Annotated in this window: 20 protein-coding genes and 2 rRNA genes; 18 read left to right on the top strand and 4 right to left on the bottom strand. The window is 67.8% G+C overall.

All coding sequences use genetic code 11. From position 1 onward, the window contains the following. The first annotated feature begins 334 nt into the window (after positions 1-334). The 3 genes from V1227_RS22965 (at position 335) to V1227_RS22955 (ending at position 4,563) form a co-directional block, all read left to right on the top strand. A 23S ribosomal RNA gene (locus V1227_RS22965) occupies positions 335-3,419 on the top strand. A gap of 77 nt (positions 3,420-3,496) precedes the next feature. After that, positions 3,497-3,613: ribosomal RNA gene (gene rrf / locus V1227_RS22960) — 5S ribosomal RNA — on the top strand. 107 nt (positions 3,614-3,720) lie between these two features. After that, a complete protein-coding gene (locus V1227_RS22955) occupies positions 3,721-4,563 on the top strand; it encodes a GNAT family N-acetyltransferase (protein WP_329787619.1) in 843 nt (280 codons plus the stop codon). A gap of 16 nt (positions 4,564-4,579) precedes the next feature. Here the strand turns inward: V1227_RS22955 and V1227_RS22950 are convergent, their stop codons facing one another. Then, a complete protein-coding gene (locus tag V1227_RS22950; RefSeq protein ID WP_090098650.1) occupies positions 4,580-5,029 on the bottom strand; it encodes an Lrp/AsnC family transcriptional regulator in 450 nt (149 codons plus the stop codon). A gap of 80 nt (positions 5,030-5,109) precedes the next feature. Here V1227_RS22950 and V1227_RS22945 point away from each other — a divergent pair, with 80 nt between their 5' ends. The 6 genes from V1227_RS22945 to V1227_RS22920 all read left to right on the top strand — a co-directional run bounded on the left by V1227_RS22945 (position 5,110) and on the right by V1227_RS22920 (position 11,583). Continuing rightward, the gene (locus tag V1227_RS22945; RefSeq protein WP_329787618.1) at positions 5,110-5,541 is read left to right on the top strand and encodes a rhodanese-like domain-containing protein; all 432 of its coding nucleotides are present in this window, start codon (positions 5,110-5,112) and stop codon (positions 5,539-5,541) included. Positions 5,542-5,566: 25 nt separating this feature from the next. After that, positions 5,567-6,322, top strand: a complete 756-nt coding sequence (locus tag V1227_RS22940; RefSeq protein ID WP_329787617.1) for a type 1 glutamine amidotransferase — start codon at positions 5,567-5,569, stop codon at positions 6,320-6,322. 86 nt (positions 6,323-6,408) lie between these two features. Then, positions 6,409-7,542 carry an inorganic phosphate transporter gene (locus tag V1227_RS22935; RefSeq protein WP_236221532.1) on the top strand — a complete coding sequence of 378 codons (1,134 nt, stop codon included), beginning with the start codon at positions 6,409-6,411 and terminating at the stop codon, positions 7,540-7,542. Then, positions 7,539-7,724, top strand: a complete 186-nt coding sequence (locus V1227_RS22930; RefSeq protein WP_329787616.1) for a hypothetical protein — start codon at positions 7,539-7,541, stop codon at positions 7,722-7,724. The genes V1227_RS22935 and V1227_RS22930 overlap by 4 nt, the downstream gene beginning before the upstream one ends. Before the next feature lie 29 nt (positions 7,725-7,753). Then, positions 7,754-10,654: a bifunctional [glutamine synthetase] adenylyltransferase/[glutamine synthetase]-adenylyl-L-tyrosine phosphorylase gene (locus V1227_RS22925; RefSeq protein WP_329787615.1), complete on the top strand. Its 2,901-nt coding sequence runs from the start codon at positions 7,754-7,756 to the stop codon at positions 10,652-10,654. After that, positions 10,651-11,583, top strand: coding sequence for an NADP-dependent oxidoreductase (locus tag V1227_RS22920; protein ID WP_329787614.1), 933 nt, complete (start codon positions 10,651-10,653; stop codon positions 11,581-11,583). The genes V1227_RS22925 and V1227_RS22920 overlap by 4 nt, the downstream gene beginning before the upstream one ends. 63 nt (positions 11,584-11,646) lie before the next feature. Here V1227_RS22920 and V1227_RS22915 read toward each other — a convergent pair whose 3' ends face one another. After that, positions 11,647-11,880, bottom strand: coding sequence for a hypothetical protein (locus V1227_RS22915; protein ID WP_236221536.1), 234 nt, complete (start codon positions 11,878-11,880; stop codon positions 11,647-11,649). Between the two features lie 102 nt (positions 11,881-11,982). Between V1227_RS22915 and V1227_RS22910 the strand changes: the two genes are divergently transcribed. The 4 genes from V1227_RS22910 (at position 11,983) to V1227_RS22895 (ending at position 13,611) form a co-directional block, all read left to right on the top strand. Beyond that, complete coding sequence (locus V1227_RS22910) at positions 11,983-12,558, top strand: hypothetical protein (protein ID WP_329787613.1); 576 nt, start codon at positions 11,983-11,985, stop codon at positions 12,556-12,558. A gap of 33 nt (positions 12,559-12,591) precedes the next feature. Next, positions 12,592-12,753 carry a hypothetical protein gene (locus tag V1227_RS22905; RefSeq protein ID WP_329787612.1) on the top strand — a complete coding sequence of 54 codons (162 nt, stop codon included), beginning with the start codon at positions 12,592-12,594 and terminating at the stop codon, positions 12,751-12,753. Between the two features lie 18 nt (positions 12,754-12,771). Next, positions 12,772-13,269 carry an NADAR family protein gene (locus tag V1227_RS22900; protein ID WP_329787611.1) on the top strand — a complete coding sequence of 166 codons (498 nt, stop codon included), beginning with the start codon at positions 12,772-12,774 and terminating at the stop codon, positions 13,267-13,269. 81 nt (positions 13,270-13,350) lie between these two features. Continuing rightward, on the top strand, positions 13,351-13,611 hold the full coding sequence (locus V1227_RS22895) for a hypothetical protein (RefSeq protein ID WP_236221540.1): 261 nt from the start codon (positions 13,351-13,353) through the stop codon (positions 13,609-13,611). Positions 13,612-13,672: 61 nt separating this feature from the next. On the opposite strand, the gene glnA is transcribed toward V1227_RS22895, so the two are convergent. After that, positions 13,673-15,097, bottom strand: coding sequence for a type I glutamate--ammonia ligase (gene glnA, locus V1227_RS22890; RefSeq protein WP_090098630.1), 1,425 nt, complete (start codon positions 15,095-15,097; stop codon positions 13,673-13,675). Between the two features lie 169 nt (positions 15,098-15,266). On the opposite strand from glnA, the gene V1227_RS22885 reads away from it, so the two are divergent. After that, positions 15,267-15,740, top strand: a complete 474-nt coding sequence (locus V1227_RS22885) for an RDD family protein (protein WP_090098628.1) — start codon at positions 15,267-15,269, stop codon at positions 15,738-15,740. Positions 15,741-15,840: 100 nt separating this feature from the next. On the opposite strand, the gene V1227_RS22880 is transcribed toward V1227_RS22885, so the two are convergent. Then, positions 15,841-16,569, bottom strand: coding sequence for a DUF4191 domain-containing protein (locus tag V1227_RS22880; protein WP_329787610.1), 729 nt, complete (start codon positions 16,567-16,569; stop codon positions 15,841-15,843). 81 nt (positions 16,570-16,650) lie between these two features. On the opposite strand from V1227_RS22880, the gene V1227_RS22875 reads away from it, so the two are divergent. The 4 genes from V1227_RS22875 to V1227_RS22860 all read left to right on the top strand — a co-directional run bounded on the left by V1227_RS22875 (position 16,651) and on the right by V1227_RS22860 (position 20,726). After that, positions 16,651-18,720, top strand: a complete 2,070-nt coding sequence (locus tag V1227_RS22875) for an ATP-dependent DNA helicase UvrD2 (RefSeq protein ID WP_329787609.1) — start codon at positions 16,651-16,653, stop codon at positions 18,718-18,720. A gap of 152 nt (positions 18,721-18,872) precedes the next feature. Next, entirely contained in the window at positions 18,873-19,148 is a 276-nt protein-coding gene (locus V1227_RS22870) for a hypothetical protein (protein ID WP_329787608.1), read from the top strand. Between the two features lie 98 nt (positions 19,149-19,246). Next, the gene (locus V1227_RS22865) at positions 19,247-19,567 is read left to right on the top strand and encodes a WhiB family transcriptional regulator (protein WP_329787607.1); all 321 of its coding nucleotides are present in this window, start codon (positions 19,247-19,249) and stop codon (positions 19,565-19,567) included. Positions 19,568-19,853: 286 nt separating this feature from the next. Beyond that, positions 19,854-20,726, top strand: coding sequence for a class I SAM-dependent methyltransferase (locus tag V1227_RS22860; RefSeq protein ID WP_329787606.1), 873 nt, complete (start codon positions 19,854-19,856; stop codon positions 20,724-20,726). The last annotated feature ends 20 nt before the right edge of the window (positions 20,727-20,746 follow it).

Raw genomic sequence — 20,746 nt, 5'->3', positions numbered from 1 at the left:
GCATCTACCGATGATCTTGGGCAAACGTTCCGAGCATCGGTCAGAACCACGCCAGCCTCGATGCTGGGTGGGCTCATTAGTGGATGCTGGCTGGCTAGACGTCCGGTTGCCGGATGAGTGAGTACTGCAGGTTCGCCTGCGTGGAAAGGTCATCAGGGGGCTGGGTGAACAGATCGGTACGCTGTTGGGTCCTGAGAGAACACGCGAGTGTCTTTCAGCAGATCGGATCATCTCAGCGATCGAACCGCCGGCCTCGGTCAGGTAGGCGAGCTGCACAGAAGAGATGATGTCCGTTCGTTCTTTGAGAACTGCACAGTGGATGCGAGCATCTTTGTAGCAAGTTAGTAAGGGCATACGGTGGATGTCTTGGCACCAGGAGCCGATGAAGGACGTAGGAGACTGCGAAAAGTCTAGGGGAGCTGTCAACCGAGCTGAGATCCTAGAATTTCCGAATGGGGAAACCCGGCCCCAGTCATGTGGGGTCACCCATACCTGAACACATAGGGTATGTGGAGGGAACGCGGGGAAGTGAAACATCTCAGTACCCGCAGGAAGAGAAAACAACCGTGATTCCGTGAGTAGTGGCGAGCGAAAGCGGATGAGGCTAAACCGTACTCGTGTGATACCCGGCAGGGGTTGCGTGTACGGGGTCGTGGGACCTCTTGGTCAGTTCTGCCGGACTGGCAAGCAGTCAGAAAACATTGTGGTTAGAGGAATGCGTCTGGAAAGCGTGAGCGTAGAGGGTGAAACTCCCGTACTCGAAAACCCGATGTCTGCTTAGAGTGTTCCCAAGTAGCAGCGTACTCGTGAAATTCGCTGTGAATCTGGCGGGACCACCCGCTAAGCCTAAATACTCCCTGGTGACCGATAGCGGACTAGTACCGTGAGGGAAAGATGAAAAGTACCCCGGGAGGGGAGTGAAATAGTACCTGAAACCGTGTGCCTACAATCCGTCGGAGCCTTTAGGGGTGACGGCGTGCCTTTTGAAGAATGAGCCTGCGAGTTAGTGCTACGTGGCGAGGTTAACCCGTGTGGGGTAGCCGTAGCGAAAGCGAGTCTGAATAGGGCGTTTAGTCGCGTGGTCTAGACCCGAAGCGGTGTGATCTAGCCATGGCCAGGGTGAAGCGCGGGTAAGACCGCGTGGAGGCCCGAACCCACCAGGGTTGAAAACCTGGGGGATGAGCTGTGGTTAGGGGTGAAAGGCCAATCAAACACCGTGATAGCTGGTTCTCCCCGAAATGCATTTAGGTGCAGCGTCGCATGTTTCACCGCGGGGGTAGAGCACTGGATGGTCTAGGGGGCCCACAAGCTTACCGAAATCAACCAAACTCCGAATACCGTGGTGTGAGAGTGCGGCAGTGAGACTGCGGGGGATAAGCTTCGTAGTCGAGAGGGAAACAGCCCAGAACGCCAGCTAAGGCCCCTAAGTGTGTGCTAAGTGGGAAAGGATGTGGGGTCGCACAGACAGCCAGGAGGTTGGCTTAGAAGCAGCCACCCTTTAAAGAGTGCGTAATAGCTCACTGGTCAAGTGGTCCTGCGCCGACAATGTAGCGGGGCTTAAGCACACCGCCGAAGCTGTGTCATTTCAGCCTTGTGCTGGGATGGGTAGGGGAGCGTCGTGTAGCGGTTGAAGCGGCGGAGTAATCCAGCCGTGGACGCTATGCGAGTGAGAATGCAGGCATGAGTAGCGAAAGACGAGTGAGAAACTCGTCCGCCGGATGACCAAGGGTTCCTGGGCCAGGCTAATCCGCCCAGGGTAAGTCGGGACCTAAGGCGAGGCCGACAGGCGTAGTCGATGGACAACGGGTTGATATTCCCGTACCCGTGTGAACGCGCCCATGATGAACCTTGTGATACTAACCGCCCAAAGCGCTCGGCGATGTCCTTCGGGACTAGCCGGGTTGTGGAGCGCGGGACCTGAACTTGTAGTAGTCAAGCGATGGGGTGACGCAGGAGGGTAGCTCCGCCAGTGAGTGGTAGTACTGGTGCAAGCGTGTAGGGAGAAGCATAGGCAAATCCGTGCTTCACATATCCTGAGACGTGATGCGTAGCCGATTGAGGCGAAGTAGAGTGATCCCATGCTGCCGAGAAAAGCCTCTAGCGAGCTTTCACGCGGCCCGTACCCCAAACCGACACAGGTGGTCAGGTAGAGAATACCGAGGCGATCGGGCGAACTGTGGTTAAGGAACTCGGCAAAATGCCCCCGTAACTTCGGGAGAAGGGGGGCCGTAGCGCTTGAAGCCTCTTGCGGGCTAGGGCGAGACGGCCGCAGAGACCAGCGAGAAGCGACTGTTTACTAAAAACACAGGTCCATGCGAAGTCGCAAGACGATGTATATGGACTGACGCCTGCCCGGTGCTGGAACGTTAAGGGGACCGGTTAGTCACTTTGTGGCGAAGCTGAGAACTTAAGCGCCAGTAAACGGCGGTGGTAACTATAACCATCCTAAGGTAGCGAAATTCCTTGTCGGGTAAGTTCCGACCTGCACGAATGGCGTAACGACTTCTCGACTGTCTCAACCGCAGGCCCGGCGAAATTGCATTACGAGTAAAGATGCTCGTTACGCGCGGCAGGACGGAAAGACCCCGGGACCTTTACTATAGCTTGGTATTGGTGTTCGATTCGGCTTGTGTAGGATAGGTGGGAGACTGTGAAGCGCTGACGCCAGTCAGTGTGGAGTCATCGTTGAAATACCACTCTGGTCGTATTGGATGTCTAACCTCGGTCCGTGATCCGGATCAGGGACAGTGCCTGGTGGGTAGTTTAACTGGGGCGGTTGCCTCCCAAAGAGTAACGGAGGCGCTCAAAGGTTCCCTCAGCCTGGTTGGCAATCAGGTGTCGAGTGCAAGTGCACAAGGGAGCTTGACTGTGAGACTGACGGGTCGAGCAGGGACGAAAGTCGGAACTAGTGATCCGGCCATGGCTTGTGGAAGCGTGGTCGCTCAACGGATAAAAGGTACCCCGGGGATAACAGGCTGATCTTCCCCAAGAGTCCATATCGACGGGATGGTTTGGCACCTCGATGTCGGCTCGTCGCATCCTGGGGCTGGAGTAGGTCCCAAGGGTTGGGCTGTTCGCCCATTAAAGCGGTACGCGAGCTGGGTTTAGAACGTCGTGAGACAGTTCGGTCCCTATCCGCCGCGCGCGTAGGATACTTGAGGAAGGCTGTCCCTAGTACGAGAGGACCGGGACGGACGGACCGCTGGTGTGCCAGTTGTTCTGCCAAGAGCATTGCTGGTTGGCTACGTTCGGAAGGGATAACCGCTGAAGGCATCTAAGCGGGAAGCTCGTTCCAAGATGAGGTATCCCACCCTTCGTGGGTTAAGGCCCCCAGCTAGACCACTGGGTTGATAGGCCAGAGGTGGAAGACCGGTAACGGTTGGAGCTGACTGGTACTAATAGGCCGAGGACTTGTTACGAAGACGCTACGCATCCACTGTGCGGTTCTGGAAGAACCGAGCGGCAACCGATCGCCGCAGGTACAACTCCACAGAGTTTCGGTGGTTATAGCGTTGGGGAAACACCCGGTCCCATTCCGAACCCGGTAGTTAAGCCCTTCTGCGCCGATGGTACTGCACTGGTTACGGTGTGGGAGAGTAGGTCGCCGCCGAACATTTTTTCCAGAAGACCCCTGAGGGTCGAGCACTCCGGTGCTCCCCTCAGGGGTCTTTTGCGCGTCCGGATGCTGATTTCGCTTGCCCGCCCTGATCTGATGGACCCATGGACGCGGTCGTGCACGCCACCCTGGACTCGTTCGACGCCGCCACCCACGATCGGCTCGCAGCCGATCCGGTGCGCAACACCGTGGCTTTGACGTCACTGCACCGGATCCGCAGCCTGCCGACCGAGGACTTCCCGACCCTCGTCACCTTCCACGAAGGCGACGAGGTCGTCGGCTCCCTGGTCCGCACCCCGCCCTGGCCGTTCCAGACGGCCGACCTGCCGCTGGCCGCAGTGGAACTGGCCGTCCAGGTCGCCGCGAGGATCGACCCGGACGCTCCGGGGGTGACCGGTCCGCGGGACAGGTCCGAGGCGTTCGCCACAGCGACCGGCAGGCCGTACACCGAGTCCCTGGCCACGAGGCTCTACCGCCTGGGCACCCTCGCCCCGCCCACCGTCGAAGGCGCCGGCCGCCTGGCCACCGAGGACGACGTCGAGCTCCTGGGCGCCTGGCGCGAGTCGTTCCTCGCCGAGGCCGTACCGCGCAACCCGAGCGGTTCGGCCACCGAAGCCATGCGCAGCTCGCTGCGCCTCGGCAACGGCCACGCCCTCTGGGAGGTCGGCGGGACCCCGGTCGCCTGGGCCGCGGCCAGCCTCCCGCAGGTCGGCATGAGCAGGATCGGTCCGGTCTACACGCCGCCCGAACACCGCAGGCACGGCTTCGGCGCCGCTGCCAGCGCCCTGGCCAGCCGCTGGGCCCTCGACCAGGGCGCGACCGACGTGCTGCTGTTCGCGGACCTGACCAACCCGGTCTCGAACTCGATCTACCGGCGCATCGGGTACGAGCCACTCGACGACTGGGCGGAGTTCTGGTGGAAGCACGACAACGGGACGACTGACTAGTCACCGGGTGGTGGGTTCAGCCGAACAGCTCGGGCGAGAGCGGCCGGTTGCGGACGTGGGAGGAGAACACGAGCGAGGTGGTGGTGTCGCCGTACCGCTGCATCACCTCGACGAGCTCCTCCAGCTCCACCATCGACCGGCAGACGACCCGCAGCAGCCAGCAGTCGTCGCCGGTCACGTGGTCGGCGTCGAGGACCTGCGGCAGCACCAGCACCTGCGAGCGGAACCGCGGCGTGTCCAGCGACCGGACCCGCACCCGCACGATCGACTCGATCGGCAGGCCCAGACGGGACGGCGACACGACCGCGGTGAAGCCGGTGATGACGCCGAGCGACTCCAGGCGGCGCACCCGTTCGGTCACCGCCGGCGCGGACAACGACACCTCACGCCCGAGCGCGGTGAACGACATCCGTCCGTCCTGCTGCAACAACGACAGGATCTTCCAGTCCACTCCGTCCAGTTCCACCTGGAAATCATAGGGAGATCGGTTCGAACGCCTGGACTTCCGCATGTCCGAACAGGACCGCGGCCAGCAGGATCTGAGGAATGACGAACGCACTGCGCTTCCCCGCCGCCGACCCGCGCACCGCCGCCGCCCACTTCGCCGCCGAGCTCGCGTTCGAGGCCGACCCCGACGACGTCCACCGCGACCTCCGCAACGGCACCACCGCCGGCTACGTCCTGGTGGAGACGCGCGCTCCGGAGGCGTTCGCGCAGGCACGCATCCCCGGCGCGATCAACCTGCCCTACCGGGACCTGCCCGACGAGCTCGACCTCGACCCGGACCTCGTCTACATCTGCTACTGCGAGAGCTTCCAGTGCAACGCCGCCACCAAGGGCGCCCTCGCGCTCTCGGAGAGGGGGTACCGCGTGAAGCGGCTCTCCGGTGGCATCACGGCGTGGCGGGAGGCGGGCTACCCGATCGAGTCGGACGAGGTCACCGGTTCGGGTGTTTCGAAGGTCGCGTGTCACTGCTGACCTGCGCCCACCTAGGCTCGGGTGCGTGAACGCACCACGCCTGCTCGTCCTGCAGCCCTCGGAGTCCGACCCGCTGGCCAAGCTCGGTGGGTGGCTCGAGGCCGAGGGCGTCGAGCTCGACCTCGTGCCGCTGAAGGAGCAGCCCGCGCCGGCGGACCTCGACGGCTACCAGGGCGTCATCTGCCTCGGCGGTGAGATGGGCGCGCTCGACGACCTCGAGCACCCGTGGCTCGCGGACGCCCGCAGGCTGCTGTCCGGCGCGGTGTCGAAGAGGCTGCCCACGCTCGCGATCTGCCTCGGTGCGCAGCTGCTCGCGGCCGCCACGGGTGGTCAGGTGCGCAAGGGACCGCAGGGGCCGGAGGTCGGCGTGCTGCTCGTGGCCAAGCGGGACGCCGCGGCCGGCGACCCGCTGTTCGCCGACCTGCCGTTCACGCCCGACGTGCTGCAGTTCCACAACGACGAGGTGCACCTGCTGCCGCCCGGTGCGGAACACCTCGCGGCGTCCCCGAAATACCCGAACCAGGCGTTCCGGGTCGGCGAGAGCGCTTACGGCCTGCAGTTCCACATCGAGACGACGCCGGAAATCGTCTTGAACTGGGCCGCGAAGGACCCGGATTCGGCGGCCTGCGCCCGGGCGCACCACTTCGACCAGCAGTTCCTGGAGGAAGCGCACCGCGACTTCGAAGAGGTGTGGCAGCCGTTCGTCGCGAGATTTGCGAAGCTGGTACGAGGAGAACTGTCGCCCGCGGGACGTTTGGGCACACGACTTCCGTTGGTGTGACGTTACTTTCGTAGGTTTTAAGACATCCTCCGTTGGCGGTACCGTAATCTCCTGGACAGCTTGTTCGATCCAGCCGGAGGATCACTGTGGATCCCGCTCTTGTGGTGATCATCGTCGTCATCACTGCTCTCATCTTCGACTTCACGAACGGGTTCCACGACACGGCCAACGCCATGGCCACCTCCATCGCCACGGGTGCGCTCAAGCCCCGCACGGCGGTCGCGTTGTCGGCGGTGCTCAACCTCGTGGGCGCGTTCCTGTCCGTCGAGGTGGCCAAGACCATCTCCGGCGGGATCGTCGACGACGCCCAGATCACGCCCGCCGTCATCTTCGGCGGGCTGGTCGGCGCGATCATGTGGAACCTCGTCACGTGGTACGTCGGCCTGCCGTCCAGCTCCTCGCACGCGTTGTTCGGCGGCCTGATCGGCGCCGCCTGGGTCGCGTCCGGTGTGGACGCCATCCACTTCGCGAAGGTCGTCGACAAGGTCCTGGTGCCCGCGATCGTCGCGCCGCTCGTCGCCGGTCTGGTCGCGGCCATCGCCACGATCGTCGTCTACCGGCTCAAGAAGGCAGCCGACCCGCGCGTCTCGCACACCGGCTTCAAGGTCGGCCAGGTCGCGTCCGCCTCGCTCGTCTCCCTCGCGCACGGCACGAACGACGCGCAGAAGACGATGGGCATCATCACGCTCGCGCTGATCACGTCCGGCTCGCTCGCGCCCGGCTCCGGCCCGCCCACCTGGGTGATCGTCAGCGCCGGTCTCGCGATCGCGCTCGGCACCTACCTCGGCGGCTGGCGCATCACGCACACGATGGGCCGCGGTCTCACGACCATCGAGCCCGCCCAGGGCTTCGCGGCGCAGACCTCGACCGCCACGGCGATCCTCGCGTCCTCGCACCTCGGCTTCGCACTGTCCACCACGCACGTCGCGTCCGGCGGCATCATGGGCTCCGGCCTCGGCCGCGACCGGCACGGCGTCAGGTGGGGCACGATGGGCAAGATGGCCGCCGGGTGGCTGCTCACGCTCCCCGCCGCCGGCATCGTCGGCGCGCTGGCCGGCAAGTGGGCCTCCAGCGGCACCACCGGCGTCATCGGTGTCGCCGTCATCGGTTCGGCCGTGTCGATCGGCATCTGGCTGCTGTCGCGGCGCGAGCCGGTCAAGCCCGAGCACATCGTCGACGAGGTCGCCGCCCAGGCCGAGCTGCACAAGGTGGCGGCATGACCGTCAACTGGGTCGCGCTGCTGCAGGTCTTCGGCGCCACGCTGCTCGCCACGACCGTCGTCGTGACGTTGTTCGTGCTCGGCATCCGCGCGTTGTCCGGTGACAGGAAGGTCCCCGCGTACGCGAGCTTCGCGGGTTGCGTCGCCGTCGTGCTCTACGGACTCTCACTGATCGTCTTCTGACGCCGTGAGGGCATTAGGGTTGGCTCCTGATGAGCGAACCAGTCCGCCACGCGTCTCCAGCACGTTTCGGCCTCACCGAGCCGCGCAGCGAAGAGGTGCTGCGCGGTCTCGGCCTGTGGGCTGACCGCCGGCCCGCCGACGGCGCCGAGCCGGTGCTGTCCGCGCTGTCCCGCTGCCCCGATCCGGACCTCGCGCTGCGGGGGCTGGAACGCCTGCACCCCGTCGCCGACTGGGACGCCCTGTCGGCGGCGCTGCACGAGGACGTCGTCGTGCGCGGGCGGCTGCTCGCCGTGCTCGGCTCCTCGACCGCGCTGTCCGACTTCCTCGTGGCGAACCCCGATCGGTGGCGGTCGCTGACCGACGACGTCGACGTCGCGCTGGAGCTCGCGGACGGCGACGTCCTGCGCACCGAGTACCGGGCGAAGCTGCTGGTCGTTGCCGCCAACGACCTGGCGCACGTCGTCGAACCCGACCTGCCGTTCGTCCCGTACGACACGGTCGCCGCGCAGCTGTCCGATCTGGCCGTGTCGGCGCTCAGGGCGTCGCTGAAGCTCGCGGAGGAACGCGTCAACGGCGCCGACCGCTGCCGGCTCGCGGTGATCGCGATGGGCAAGTGCGGCGCGAACGAGCTCAACTACGTGAGCGACGTCGACGTGGTGTTCGTCGCCGAGGGCGACCTGGGCGTGGCCACCCGGCTGGCCAGCACGATGATGCAGATCGCCGGCCAGTCGTGCTTCGAGGTCGACGCGGCGCTGCGGCCGGAGGGCAAGGCCGGCGCGCTGGTCCGCACCCTGGACGGGCACGCGTCGTACTACGAGAAGTGGGCACGGACCTGGGAGTTCCAGGCGCTGCTCAAGGCGCGGCCGGTCGCCGGTGACGCCGAGCTGGGGCAGGCGTACCTCGACGTCGTGCGGCCGTACGTGTGGACGGCGGCCGAGCGCGAGAACTTCGTCGAGGACGTGCAGGCCATGCGGCGCCGCGTCGAGGACCACGTGCCGACACCGCTCGCCGACCGCGAGCTCAAGCTCGGCCGCGGTGGCCTGCGCGACGTCGAGTTCGCGGTGCAGCTGCTGCAGCTCGTGCACGGCCGGTCCGACGAGGACCTGCGGATCCAGGCGACGACGGCCGCGCTGGCCGCGCTCGGCCAGGGTGGCTACGTCGGGCGTGAGGACGCGGCCGACTTCGGGCGTTCCTACCGGTTCCTGCGCACGCTGGAGCACCGGCTGCAGCTGCAGCGGTTGCTGCGCACGCACCTCTTCCCGGCGGACGACGACGTCACGGCGTTGCGCTGGCTGGCGCGGTCCGTGGGGCTCGCGGCCGACGGGCGCAGGTCGGAGGGGCAGGTGCTGCTCGCGGAGTTCCGCAAGCACGCCAACCAGGTCCGCCGCCTGCACGAGAAGCTGTTCTACCGGCCGCTGCTGCAGTCCGTGGCGGGTGTGCCGACGGAGGCGCTGCGGCTCACCACCAAGGAGGCCGTGGCCCGGCTGGCCGCGTTGGGCTACACGTCGCCGGACGGCGCGTTGCGGCACATCCAGGCGCTGACGCACGGCATGTCGCGGCGTGCGCGAATCCAGGGCGCCCTGCTGCCGGTGCTGCTCGACCTCTTCGCCGGCACGCCCGACGCGGACGGCGGCCTGCTCGCGTACCGGAAGGTGTCCGAGGCGCTCGCGGAGACGCCCTGGTACCTGCGGCTGCTGCGGGACGAGGGCGCGGTCGTCGAACGCCTCGCGGTGCTGCTCGGCACCTCCCGCCTCGTGCCGGACCTGCTGGTGCGGGCGCCCGAGGTGCTGCGGCTGCTCGCCGACACCGAGGCGCTTGTCGGCGGTGACCCGCACCTGATCGGCAACCCGTTGCGCAGCGCCGTGTCGCGGTACGGCGACGCGGCACGGGCGATCGCGGCGGCGAGGTCGTTGCGGCGCCACGAGTTGCTGCGCATCGCCGCCGCGGACCTGCTGGGGTTCATGCCGCTGGAGACGGTGTGCGTGTCGCTGTCCGAGGTGTGGAGCGCGGTGCTGCAAAGCGCGCTGGACGCGGCGGTGCGGGCGTCCGGCGAACCCACCGCGGCGCTGGCCGTGATCGGCATGGGCAGGCTCGGCGGCCACGAGCTCGGGTACGGCTCGGACGCGGACGTGATGTTCGTGTGCCGGCCGCTCGAGGGCTTCTCCGACGCCGAGGCGGCGAAGTGGTCGAGCGGGGTCGTCGAGAAGATCCGGCGGTTGCTCGGAGCGCCGTCGCTGGACCCGCCGCTGCAGGTGGACGCGGACCTGAGGCCGGAGGGCCGGCAGGGGCCGCTGGTGCGCACGCTCGACTCGTACCGCGCGTACTACCGGCAGTGGGCGGAGATCTGGGAGAAGCAGGCCCTGCTGCGGGCGCGGTTCATCGCGGGCGACGCCGCACTCGGCGCCGAGTTCGAGGAGCTGATCGCTCCGCTGCGGTACCCGGCCGGCGGGCTCGACGCGGCGTCGGTGCGGGAGATCCGGCGGATCAAGGCGCGGGTCGACGCCGAACGCCTGCCGCGCGGAGCCGACCCGAGCACGCACACCAAGCTCGGCCGCGGTGGGCTGGCGGACGTCGAGTGGACCGTGCAGTTGTTGCAACTGCAACATTCCGGTGCCGTTCCCGGTTTGCGCACACCGTCCACAATGGCCGCGATGGCGGCCGCGGTCGAGGCGGGGTTGCTGGCCGCGGAGGACGCCGCGGCGCTCACGGCCGCGTGGAACCTCGCGACCCAGGCGCGCAACGCCGTGACGCTGGTGCGGGGCAAGGCTTCCGACCAGCTGCCGACGTCCGGGCGCGACCTCGTCGCGGTGGCGTCGGTGATGGGGCACCCGCCCGACGGCGATCCGGGGGAGTTCCTCGACGAGTACCGGCGGACCACCCGTCGTGCACGTGCGGTGGCGGAGCGTGTCTTCTACGGTGAGGAACCGTGAGAGCCATCGCGCTGACCGAGTTCGGCGACGCCGAGGTCATGTCGTTGCAGGAGCTGCCCGACCCGCTGCTCGGGCCCGACCAGGTGCTGGTGGAGGTGCGTGCGGCCGGGGTGAACCCGGTGGACTACAAGATCAGGGCGGGCCACCTGCGGGGCCTGATGCCGCACCACACGCCGTTGATCCCGGGATGGGACGTCTCGGGCGTCGTGCGGGCGGTCGGCATCGGCGTGCTGGGCTGGAAGCCCGGCGACGAGGTGCTCGCGTACGCGCGCAAGGACCACGTGCAGTTCGGCACCTACGCCGAGCTGGTCTCGCTGCCGGACCGCATGGTCGCGCGCAAACCGTCCACCGTGGACTTCGTGACCGCCGCCGCGCTGCCGCTGGCCGGCCTGACGGCGCTGCAGGCGTTGAAGGTCACCGGCGCCGGTCCCGGTGACGTCGTGCTGGTGCATGCCGCGGCCGGCGGTGTCGGTCATCTGCAGGTGCAGATCGCGCGGGAGCTCGGCGCCTCCCGCGTGCTCGGCACGGCGTCCTCGCGCAACCACGAGTTCGTCCGGTCCCTGGGCGCCGAACCGGTCGCCTACGGCGATGCGCTGGTCGACGCGGTGGCGGAGGCCGTCGGTGGCGACGGCCTGGTCGACGTGGTCGTCGACAACGTGGGAGGGCTCGCGTTCGACCAGTCGTTGCGGCTGGTGCGCGACAGGGAGCGGATGACGTCCATTGTGGATGGGCCGCGGGCGCTGGAGAACGGTGTCGTCAACACGTGGGCGAGGCCGAACGCGGAGCAGACGCAGTGGCTCGTCGACCTCGTCGCCGCCGGGAAGCTGCACGTCGAGGTGCAGCAGACCTTTCCCCTGGAGGAAGCGGTCAAGGCGCACAAGCTGCTCGAAGGTGGCCACGTGCGCGGAAAGATCGTGCTGACCGTCTGAAATCTTCAGGTATTTCTTCAGGTTCGGGGCACTTCTCGTCGAAGTGCCCCACTTCCTGGTTGCTCAGTCCTCGTCGGAATCGGGGTCCACCGCCGGAGCGCTGGTGTAGACCTCGACCACCCACTCCTCGACCAGCGTCTCGGCGTCGTCGGAGTCGGGAACGAGCCGGTTGTGGACGCGGACACCGAGGTCGAGCACGTCAGCGGCCTGGACCGCTTCGAGGGCCTCGGCCGCCGAGTCGACGATGTGGGTGGTGAGCAGCTGCGGAGCCGTGAATTCGGCGACATCTTGGGACACGCGCGGACACTAGCGCATTGACGTTTCACCCGATCGAGATGAGACTGGGCGCGCTCATCGGGGGAGCTGTGGGTTCGTCACGGGGGTCGAGCAGAGGAAGTCATGCAGCATCGCAAGGTCACGCGCCGAGGTAAGACCGTGATCGCCATCGCGGGCGTGGCTGCCGGAGTGCTCGCCCTACTCGGTGTGATCGAGTATGCGCTGAGCGGCAACAACTCCGCCGCCCAGCCCAACGTCACCGCCACGACGACCACGTCGAACGTCGTCGAAACCCCTGACGGCGCACTGGAAACGACCGAGCCGTCCGCGGACGTGAAGGTCCAAACCGGCTCCTTCAAGCAACAGCGCGGAATGCTGACCATAGAGGTCAACCGCGTGGAAGAGGCGAACGGCCGCGTGAAGCTCTTCGTGACGGCCACGAACGCCTCCCAGGCCAGGATGACCCTCCCCGTCGTGGGGATCGCCGTCCTCGACGACCTGAACCGCACCTACGCGGCGTCGAGCAGCAAGTGGGACGGTCTCGTCACGCAGGGCACCACCGAGTCCGGCATCGTCGTCCTCGACGAGAAGCTCGGCACCGGTGTGAAGTCGCTCACGCTGACGTTCTCGTCGATCTCCGGCCAGTTCGCCCCGACCGGCGCCGCGATCACGATCAGCGGTATCCCGCTGCCGAAGTGATTCCGCGCGGTTTCGCGCGGGTACGTCTGGTGCATGACTCAACGCGGAAGTGACACCCACGGCTTCGCGATGGACGACCACCTGAAGAAGGAGGTCGAGAACGAGCTGCGGGCCAACGGCCCGACGCGCGCCGAGGCGTGGCGAGAGCCGGAGATGCCCGAGCCGGACGAAAGGCCGGAGGAATCACTCGGCTAGCTCGCTAGCCTGTCCTTTGTGAAGTACCTGTTCTTCTGGGGCCACCAGCCCGAACGTGACGGCAGCGTCGGCAAGGGCTGCCTGTCTCAGTGGTGGCCGTGCACGTTCGTCGCCGACGGCCGGGAGTTCGCGTCCGCCGAGCACTACATGATGTGGCGCAAGGCGTTGCTGTTCGGCGACACCACCGCGGCCTCCGAGGTCCTCGCCGCGCGCACCCCCGCCGAGGCGAAGGCCTTGGGCCGCGTGGTGTCCGGCTTCGACGACGACACCTGGGTCTCCGCGCGCCTGGAGATCGTCGTCGAGGGCAACCTCGCCAAGTTCGGCCAGGACCCCGCCCTGCGCTCCTACCTGCTCGCCACCGGCTCCCGCGTGCTGGTCGAGGCGAGCCCGCTGGACCGCGTCTGGGGCATCGGCCTCGCGGCGGACGACCCGCGAGCCCAGGACCCCGCCACGTGGCAGGGCCTCAACCTCCTCGGCGAAGCCCTGATGGAGGTCCGCTCCAGCCTGGCGGGATGACGAACACCGTCCACTGCGGCACCTGAACCTCCCGCGCCCGCCACGCGTGTCTGAAGGCGTTGGCGAAGCAGGGGAGGAACGGTGTTCAGCTACTCGGGACCGGCACGGCTCGTCTACGCCGACGGCAACGCGGCCGAGCTGGACCGCGTCGACCTGATCGAGACCGAGACCGACGGCCTCTGGCGGCTCGCCGGCGCCGGCACGGCCGCGGAGGAGCTCACCGCGGGCGAGGCCCGGATCAAGCTGGTGACCGGCGGCGAGGCCGACGTGGTCGTCTCGAACGTGCGGGTCAGCGAGGGTGTTCGAGGCGTGTCGTGCACCGTGACGCTGGCCGGTGCGTGAGCCCGTGGAAGCCGGAAGGCCCGGCGGGAGATCCCACCGGGCCTTCGCGAAGAGCTGCCGATCACACGTCGTAGTAGAGGGCGAACTCGTAGGGGTTCGGGCGCAGGCGCAGCGGGTCGATCTCCTGCTCGCGCTTGTACGAGATCCAGGTGTCGATCACGTCCGGCGTGAACACGCCGCCCTCGAGCAGGAACTCGTGGTCGGCCTCGAGGTTGTCGAGCACGGCGTCCAGCGTCGCGGGGACCTGCTTGACGTCGCGGGCCTCCTCGGGCGGGAGCTCGTAGAGGTCCTTGTCGATCGGGGCCGGCGGCTCGATCTTGTTCTTCACACCGTCGAGGCCCGCCATGACCATCGCCGAGAAGGCGAGGTACGGGTTGCCCGAGGAGTCGGGGCAGCGGAACTCGATGCGCTTGGCCTTCGGGTTGTTGCCCGTGATCGGGATGCGGACGCACGCCGAGCGGTTGCGCTGGGAGTAGACCAGCGAGACCGGGGCCTCGTAGCCCGGGACCAGGCGGTGGTAGGAGTTCACCGTCGGGTTGGTGAACGCCAGCAGCGACGGCGCGTGGTGCAGGATGCCGCCGATGTAGTGGCGGGCGGTGTCGGACAGGCCCGCGTAGCCGCTCTCGTCGTGGAACAGCGGCGCGCCGTCCTTCCACAGCGACTGGTGCGTGTGCATGCCCGAGCCGTTGTCGCCGAACAGCGGCTTCGGCATGAAGGTGACGGTCTTGCCGGCCTGCCAGGCGGTGTTCTTGATGATGTACTTGAACAGCATCAGGTCGTCCGCGGCGTGCAGCAGCGTGTTGAACTTGTAGTTGATCTCGGCCTGGCCGCCGGTGCCGACCTCGTGGTGGGCGCGCTCGACGGTGAAGCCCTGGGCCTCCATGTTGAGGACCATCTGGTCGCGCAGGTCGGCGTAGTGGTCGTTCGGGGTGACCGGGAAGTAGCCGCCCTTGTACTTGACCTTGTAGCCGAGGTTGCCGCCCTCTTCCTCACGGCCGGTGTTCCACCAGCCGGAGACCGCGTCGATCTTGTGGAACGAGGAGTTCCCGGTCGTGTCGAACTGGATCGAGTCGAAGATGTAGAACTCGGCCTCGGCACCGAAGTACGCGGTGTCGGCGATGCCGGAGTCGGTGATGTACTGCTCGGCCTTGCGCGCGATGTTGCGCGGGTCGCGGCTGTACGCCTCACGCGTGAACGGGTCGTGCACGAAGAAGTTCACGATGAGCGTCTTCTCGATCCGGAACGGGTCGAGGCGCGCGGTGTAGAGGTCGGGCAGCAGCAGCATGTCCGACTCGTGGATGGACTGGAAGCCGCGCACGGAGGAGCCGTCGAAGGCGAGACCCTCTTCGATGGCGTCTGCGTCGAACGCCTTAGCCGGCAGCGTGAAGTGCTGCATCACGCCCGGCAGGTCGCTGAACCGCACGTCGACGAACTTGACGCCCTCGTCGGTGATGAACTTCAGCACCTCGTCGGAATTCTTGAACACCCTCGTCGACTCCTTGACTATGGACAACGGCTTGTCATCACGAGCGACCGTATGTCGGCGGTGTTGCCCGTCCGTCACTCGGATGTTTCGCCAGTGTTAACGGGGCGGTCCGAAGCGGCAAGACGACCTGCCGGTCCTCACCCCACGTTCACGGGCTTACTCTGGTGGAGTGAGCAGGTGGACCGGTTCGTGGCTGTCAGGACCCAACTCGGTGCTGTCCCCGGGTGACGACTCGAACGACGGCACGCAGCAGCGCTGGCGTGGCGAGCGTCACGGCTTCCCGGAGAAGGGGCCGGGCTCGATCGCCTCGATCGGGCGGCGCACGTTCGCCATCCTGGTCGACTTCCTCCTCTCCGCGGGTGTCGCGGCCGTGTTCACGCAGCCCGACCTGCCGAAGAACTGGAGCCTGCTGGCCTGGTTCGTCATCACCGTGGTCGCGGTCGCGTTCTTCGGCTTCACGCCGGGGCACGCGCTGCTCGGCCTGCGGGTGGCGCGCATCGACGGCAAGACGTTCGTGCACCTGCCCCGCGCGCTGCTGCGGACCGTGCTCATCTTCCCGCTGATCCCTGCGCTGGTCTGGGACTCGGACGGGCGCTGCCTGCACGACAAGGCCGCCGGCACCGTCGTCATCAAGGTGCGCTGACCCGCGCCGGAACCGGAAGCGGGTCGTCGGGGCCTGACGCGGAACGGCGCCCGTCCCCGCTGGTCGGGGGACGGGCGCCGTTCCGGTGAGAACTTCGAGGTCAGCGGCGGCGCAGGGTGCGCTGGACGTTGCGCATCTTGGCGCCCGCGGGCATCGGGCCCTTCGGCAGGGCGGCGCCGCGGCTGGCCAGCGCGGCGAGACGGGTCTCCAGCGTGTCGACCTGGGCGGCCGTGATGTTGCGCGGCAGCTTCATCAGCGTCGACTGCAGCTTCTTCAGCGGGACCTGGCCCTCTTCGGAGCCGATGATGAAGTCGTAGATCGGGGTCTCGCCGACGACGCGCGCGATGCGCTTCTTCTCCTGCGCGAGGAGCGGCTTGACGCGCTGCGGGGCGCCCTCGGCGACCAGGACGACGCCCGGCCGGCCCAGCACGCGGTGCACGGCGTCGAGCTGGGTGGTGCCCGCGACGGCGGGCGTCACGCGCCAGCGGCCGCGCAGGTTCTCGAGCGCCCACGCGCCCGCGCCCGGCTGGCCGTCCGCCTTGCGGAAGACGTTGCTCTGGACGCGGCGGCCGAAGATGATCACGGCCAGCAGCGCGCCGATCGCGACGCCCAGCGGCACGAACATCCAGACCGCGTTGAAGACGAGGCCGAGGACCACGGCGATCGCGGTGACGCCGAGCAGGGCGCCCAGCATCAGCGGAACGAGCGCCTTGTCCTCGCGGCGCTGCATCTTGAACGCCTCGAAGATCTGCTTGCGCCGCTCGCGTGATGCCGCGCGACGAACTTTCGCCGCTTCCTTGGCAGCCGCCTTGTCCTGCTTACCAGCCATACCTACAGGATACTGGCCGGGTTGAACGAACACAGCGGGCTCCCGCAAGAACACGGCCCGGCCATCTGCGAGACTGCCGGCATGGACGCGTTGCTCGAGGGTCTCGATCCGGAACAGCGCGCAGCGGTCGAGGCGCCCCGCGGCCCGGTCTGCGTGCTCGCGGGCGCCGGCACGGGCAAGACGCGCACCATCACGCACCGCATCGCCTACCTGTGCCAACGCGGTCACGTCGCCCCGTCGCAGGTCCTCGCCGTCACGTTCACCAAGCGCGCGGCGGGGGAGATGCGCACCCGCCTGCGTTCCCTCGACGTGCACGGCGCACAGGCCGTGACGTTCCACGCCGCCGCGTCGCGCCAGCTGCGCTACTTCTGGCCGCGGGTCATCGGCGGCCCGCGCTGGGAGCTCGTCGAGCAGAAGATCCGCGTCGTCGCCCGTGCCGCGACCCGGCTCGGTCTGCCGACCGAGCCGGACGCGCTGCGCGACCTGACCAGCGAGATCGAGTGGGCGAAGGCGTCGCTGCTGACGCCCGAGGACTACCCGGTCGCCGCCGAGCGCGCCGCCAGGGACATCCCGGCGCCCGCCGAGCAGATCATGAAGCTCTACGCGACCTACGAGCAGCTCAAGAACGAGGCGCAGCTGCTCGACTTCGACGACCTGCTGCTCTACACGGCGGGCGCGCTGGAGGACAACGCCGAGGTCGCGCAGGAGTTCCGCGACCGCTACCGCTGCTTCGTCGTCGACGAGTACCAGGACGTGACGCCGCTGCAGCAGCGCGTGCTCGACTCCTGGCTCGGCAACCGCGACGACCTGACCGTGGTCGGCGACGCGAACCAGACCATCTACTCGTTCGCGGGCGCCTCGCCGCAGCCGCTGCTCAACTTCGGGCGGCGGTTCCCCGAGGCGGTCGTCGTGCGGCTGGAGCGCGACTACCGGTCGACGCCCCAGGTCGTCGAGCTGGCCAACGACGTCATCAAGTGGGCGCGCGGACGCCCCGCGGGCTCGCGGCTGCAGCTGGTCGGGCAGCGGCCGGACGGGCCCAAGCCGCGGTTCCACGAGTTCGACGACGAGCCGGCCGAGGCCGACGCCGTCGCGGCCCGCGTCAAGACGTTGCTCGACGAGGGCGTCGCGGCCTCCGAGATCGCGATCCTCTACCGCGTCAACGCGCAGTCCGAGGTGTACGAGCAGGCACTCGCCTCGCTCGGCATCCCGTACCTGGTGCGCGGCGGCGAGCGCTTCTTCGAGCGCGCCGAGGTGCGCCAGGCGATGATCGCGCTCCGCTCGGCGGGCGAGGTCTCCGGCAGCCTGCCCGAGGTCGTCCGGTCCGTGCTGAGCCGCGTCGGCCTGACCGACGAACCGCCGACGGGTGGTTCCGCGCGCGAACGCTGGGAGTCGCTGCTCGCGCTCGTCGAGCTCGCCGAGGAGTTCGCCGTTTCCTCTCCTGAGGCCGACCTGCCGCGGTTCTGCGTCGAGCTGGACATGCGCGCCGAGGCGCAGCACCCGCCGACGGTCGAAGGCGTGACGCTCGCGTCGCTGCACGCGTCGAAGGGCCTCGAGTGGGACGCCGTGTTCCTCGTCGGACTGGTCGAGGGCACGATGCCGATCCAGTACGCCGACGGCGACGAGGCGAAAATCGAAGAAGAACGCCGCCTTCTGTACGTAGGCGTCACGCGCGCGCGTGAGCACATCTGGCTGTCGTGGGCGCTCGCTCGCGCGGCCGGTGGACGCAAGTACCGCCGCCGCTCGCGCTTCCTCTACAGCCTCGTCCCCGAAAACCACCCGGCCGCGCGGGTATCCGGCGGCGCCCAGCGCCCTCCTCTGATGAAGAAGGAGAAATCGACCTGCCGGGTGTGCGCGTCGACCCTGGTCGAGGCGCAGGCCGTCAAGCTCGGCCGGTGCAGGTCCTGCCCGTCCGATGTGGACGAGGAGCTGCTCGAGTCGTTGCGCCGCTGGCGTGCGGGACGGGCGCGGGAGCTCAAGGTGCCCGCGTACGTCGTCTTCACGGACGCCACGCTGATGGCGATCGCGGAGCAGCGACCCACGGACACAGCCGGGCTGGTGGCGATCTCCGGCATCGGCGCGTCGAAGCTCGACAAGTTCGGCGACGACGTGTTGGGGCTGGTCCGGGCCGGTGTCGGGTACTCCGCCACCTGATCGGGACAAGTTTTCTTAAATAGGTTGCGAGCCTCAGGTACGGGGTCATAACCTGCTCATGCCGGGTCCGGAGGACCCGTCTGGGGAAGAAGAACTACTACTACACGCTCTAGCTCTCTGCAGCAGAGCTCTCTTTGGAGGAGGTGGCCGTTGTGAAGCTCTTCATGACTTCGCGCGCGCTCGGCCTCCCCGTGTCCGAGGGCTTCTGCGCGTCTGCGAACGCCCAGGCCATGTGGCAGCAGTCTGCCCTGAAGCCAGTGGCATTGCCGACCCGCGAGCGGGCCACCGCCCTGCGCGCCACCGCCCTGGGCGGCGGCGAACTGCGCAGCGAGCAGCCGATCGTCGCGCTGCCGGTGATCGATGCCGTCCACAACTACACGAATGCGCTGTCCGCGCATCAAGTGAGAAGGCTCCTGCCGACCCCATAAGAGGGTCGAAGGACCACCAGGCTCACGAAGGCCGCGGACTCGCACAGAGTCCGCGGCCTTCGTGTTTTTGCAGTACCCCACACAAGGAGAAAACCCTGATGTTGACCGCGACTGTCCCGCTCACGGGCGAGACACTTCCGGACCTCGCGGAGGGGCTCGACATCCCCTGCCGCACGCACAACCCCGACCTCTGGTTCGCTGACGCGCCAGCCGACCTCGAGAAGGCGAAGGCCTTCTGCGGGACCTGCCCGGTGCTGGCCGAGTGCCTCGCCGGCGCGGTCGCCCGTCACGAGCCGTGGGGCGTCTGGGGTGGAGAGATCTTCGAGCGCGGTGTCGTCATCGCGCGGAAGCGGCCGCGTGGCCGTCCGCGCAAGGACGCGTCCGTCGTCACCGCCGGCAAGACGGAGGCGGCAGCGTGAACACCGTGCAGCTCAACCACAGCGCAATGCCCGCCTACCTGAACGAGGGCCTCACACCCATGTCTCTGAATGAAGAACTCGTGCGAATACGAATACAAGAAGCCCAGAGGTTCGCGGAAGAGCAACGCCTTGCGAACCGCCTCGCGTCAGCGCAACGTTGGCGCAGGTTGTCGCGATGGGCGGGACGCAGGGCGGCTCGCTTCGACCTCTGACAGTCTCGAGCTGAGGCCGTCGTCCACGAGAAGGTGGATGGCGGCCTCGGCCGTTCCTCCGTACCGTTCCCCTTGTGCCGCACCACACCCACGACGGAATCGACTGGTCCGCCCGCCTCCACGCGATGAGGCGCTACGGCTCGCTGCAGTCGGAGGCGCTGTCCTCGGTCGCGCGCAGACTGGTCGCACCGCTGCCCGACTCCCCGGTCGTGATGGACGTCGGCTGCGGAGCCGGCTCCATGAGCGTGCCGCTGGCAGCGGCGCTGCGCGAGCACGGCGGCGGCGTCCTGGTCCTGGTCGACGCCACCCCCGAACTCCTCGACGCGGCCTGTGCCGCGGCCCGTGCGGAAGCCGACGGCGCCGTGTCGGTGAAGCCGGTGCTCGCCGACCTCGCCACCGAGGACCCGCTGTCGTTCGCCGGCCCGGTCGAGCTCATCTGGGGTTCCCGGGTCGTGCACCACCTCCCTGATCAGCTGCGCGGCTTGAAACGCCTGGTCTCCGCTCTGGCCCCCGGCGGCTGGCTGGCCCTGGCGGAAGGCGGCCTCGAGACCCGCTTCCTCCCGTGGGACTTGGGCGTCGGCGAACCCGGCCTGCAGGACCGCATGGCCGCGGCCCGCGCGTCGTGGTTCGTGTCGATGCGCGAGAACATGACGGGCACCGTCCGCCTGCCGGTCGGCTGGAACGTGGCCCTGGCCGACGCGGGCCTCGGCGAGATCAGCGCCTTCAGCTTCGTCGTCGACCACCCGGCTCCGGCGAAACAACTCGTCCGCGACTGGGCCGTCGACCGCCTGACCTGGCTCGCCGACATCACCGGCCCGTCGCTGCACCCGGCCGACCGCGACGCGCTGCGCCGCCTGCTCAACCCCGCCGACTCGGAGTACGTGGGCGCCCGCGAGGACGTGTTCCTGCTGGAGACCGACACCGTCCACGTGGGACGCCGCCGGTGACGGCCCCGGCCGCGGTGTGC

It is taken from the genome of Lentzea sp. DG1S-22, from assembly GCF_036321065.1.
GTDB lineage: Bacteria > Actinomycetota > Actinomycetes > Mycobacteriales > Pseudonocardiaceae > Lentzea > Lentzea jiangxiensis.
Note: the sequence above shows the minus strand (reverse complement) of the source record. Positions and strands in the feature narration are given on the sequence as shown.

Bases quoted from the DNA above. Each gene is read 5' to 3' on its own strand.
- V1227_RS22955 (WP_329787619.1), top strand. From the start codon at position 3,721: ATGGACGCGGTCGTGCACGCCACCCTGGACTCGTTCGACGCCGCCACC.
- V1227_RS22945 (WP_329787618.1), top strand. From the start codon at position 5,110: ATGACGAACGCACTGCGCTTCCCCGCCGCCGACCCGCGCACCGCCGCC.
- V1227_RS22930 (WP_329787616.1), top strand. From the start codon at position 7,539: ATGACCGTCAACTGGGTCGCGCTGCTGCAGGTCTTCGGCGCCACGCTG.
- V1227_RS22925 (WP_329787615.1), top strand. From the start codon at position 7,754: ATGAGCGAACCAGTCCGCCACGCGTCTCCAGCACGTTTCGGCCTCACC.
- V1227_RS22910 (WP_329787613.1), top strand. From the start codon at position 11,983: ATGCAGCATCGCAAGGTCACGCGCCGAGGTAAGACCGTGATCGCCATC.
- V1227_RS22905 (WP_329787612.1), top strand. From the start codon at position 12,592: ATGACTCAACGCGGAAGTGACACCCACGGCTTCGCGATGGACGACCAC.
- V1227_RS22880 (WP_329787610.1), bottom strand. From the start codon at position 16,569: ATGGCTGGTAAGCAGGACAAGGCGGCTGCCAAGGAAGCGGCGAAAGTT.
- V1227_RS22875 (WP_329787609.1), top strand. From the start codon at position 16,651: ATGGACGCGTTGCTCGAGGGTCTCGATCCGGAACAGCGCGCAGCGGTC.
- V1227_RS22865 (WP_329787607.1), top strand. From the start codon at position 19,247: ATGTTGACCGCGACTGTCCCGCTCACGGGCGAGACACTTCCGGACCTC.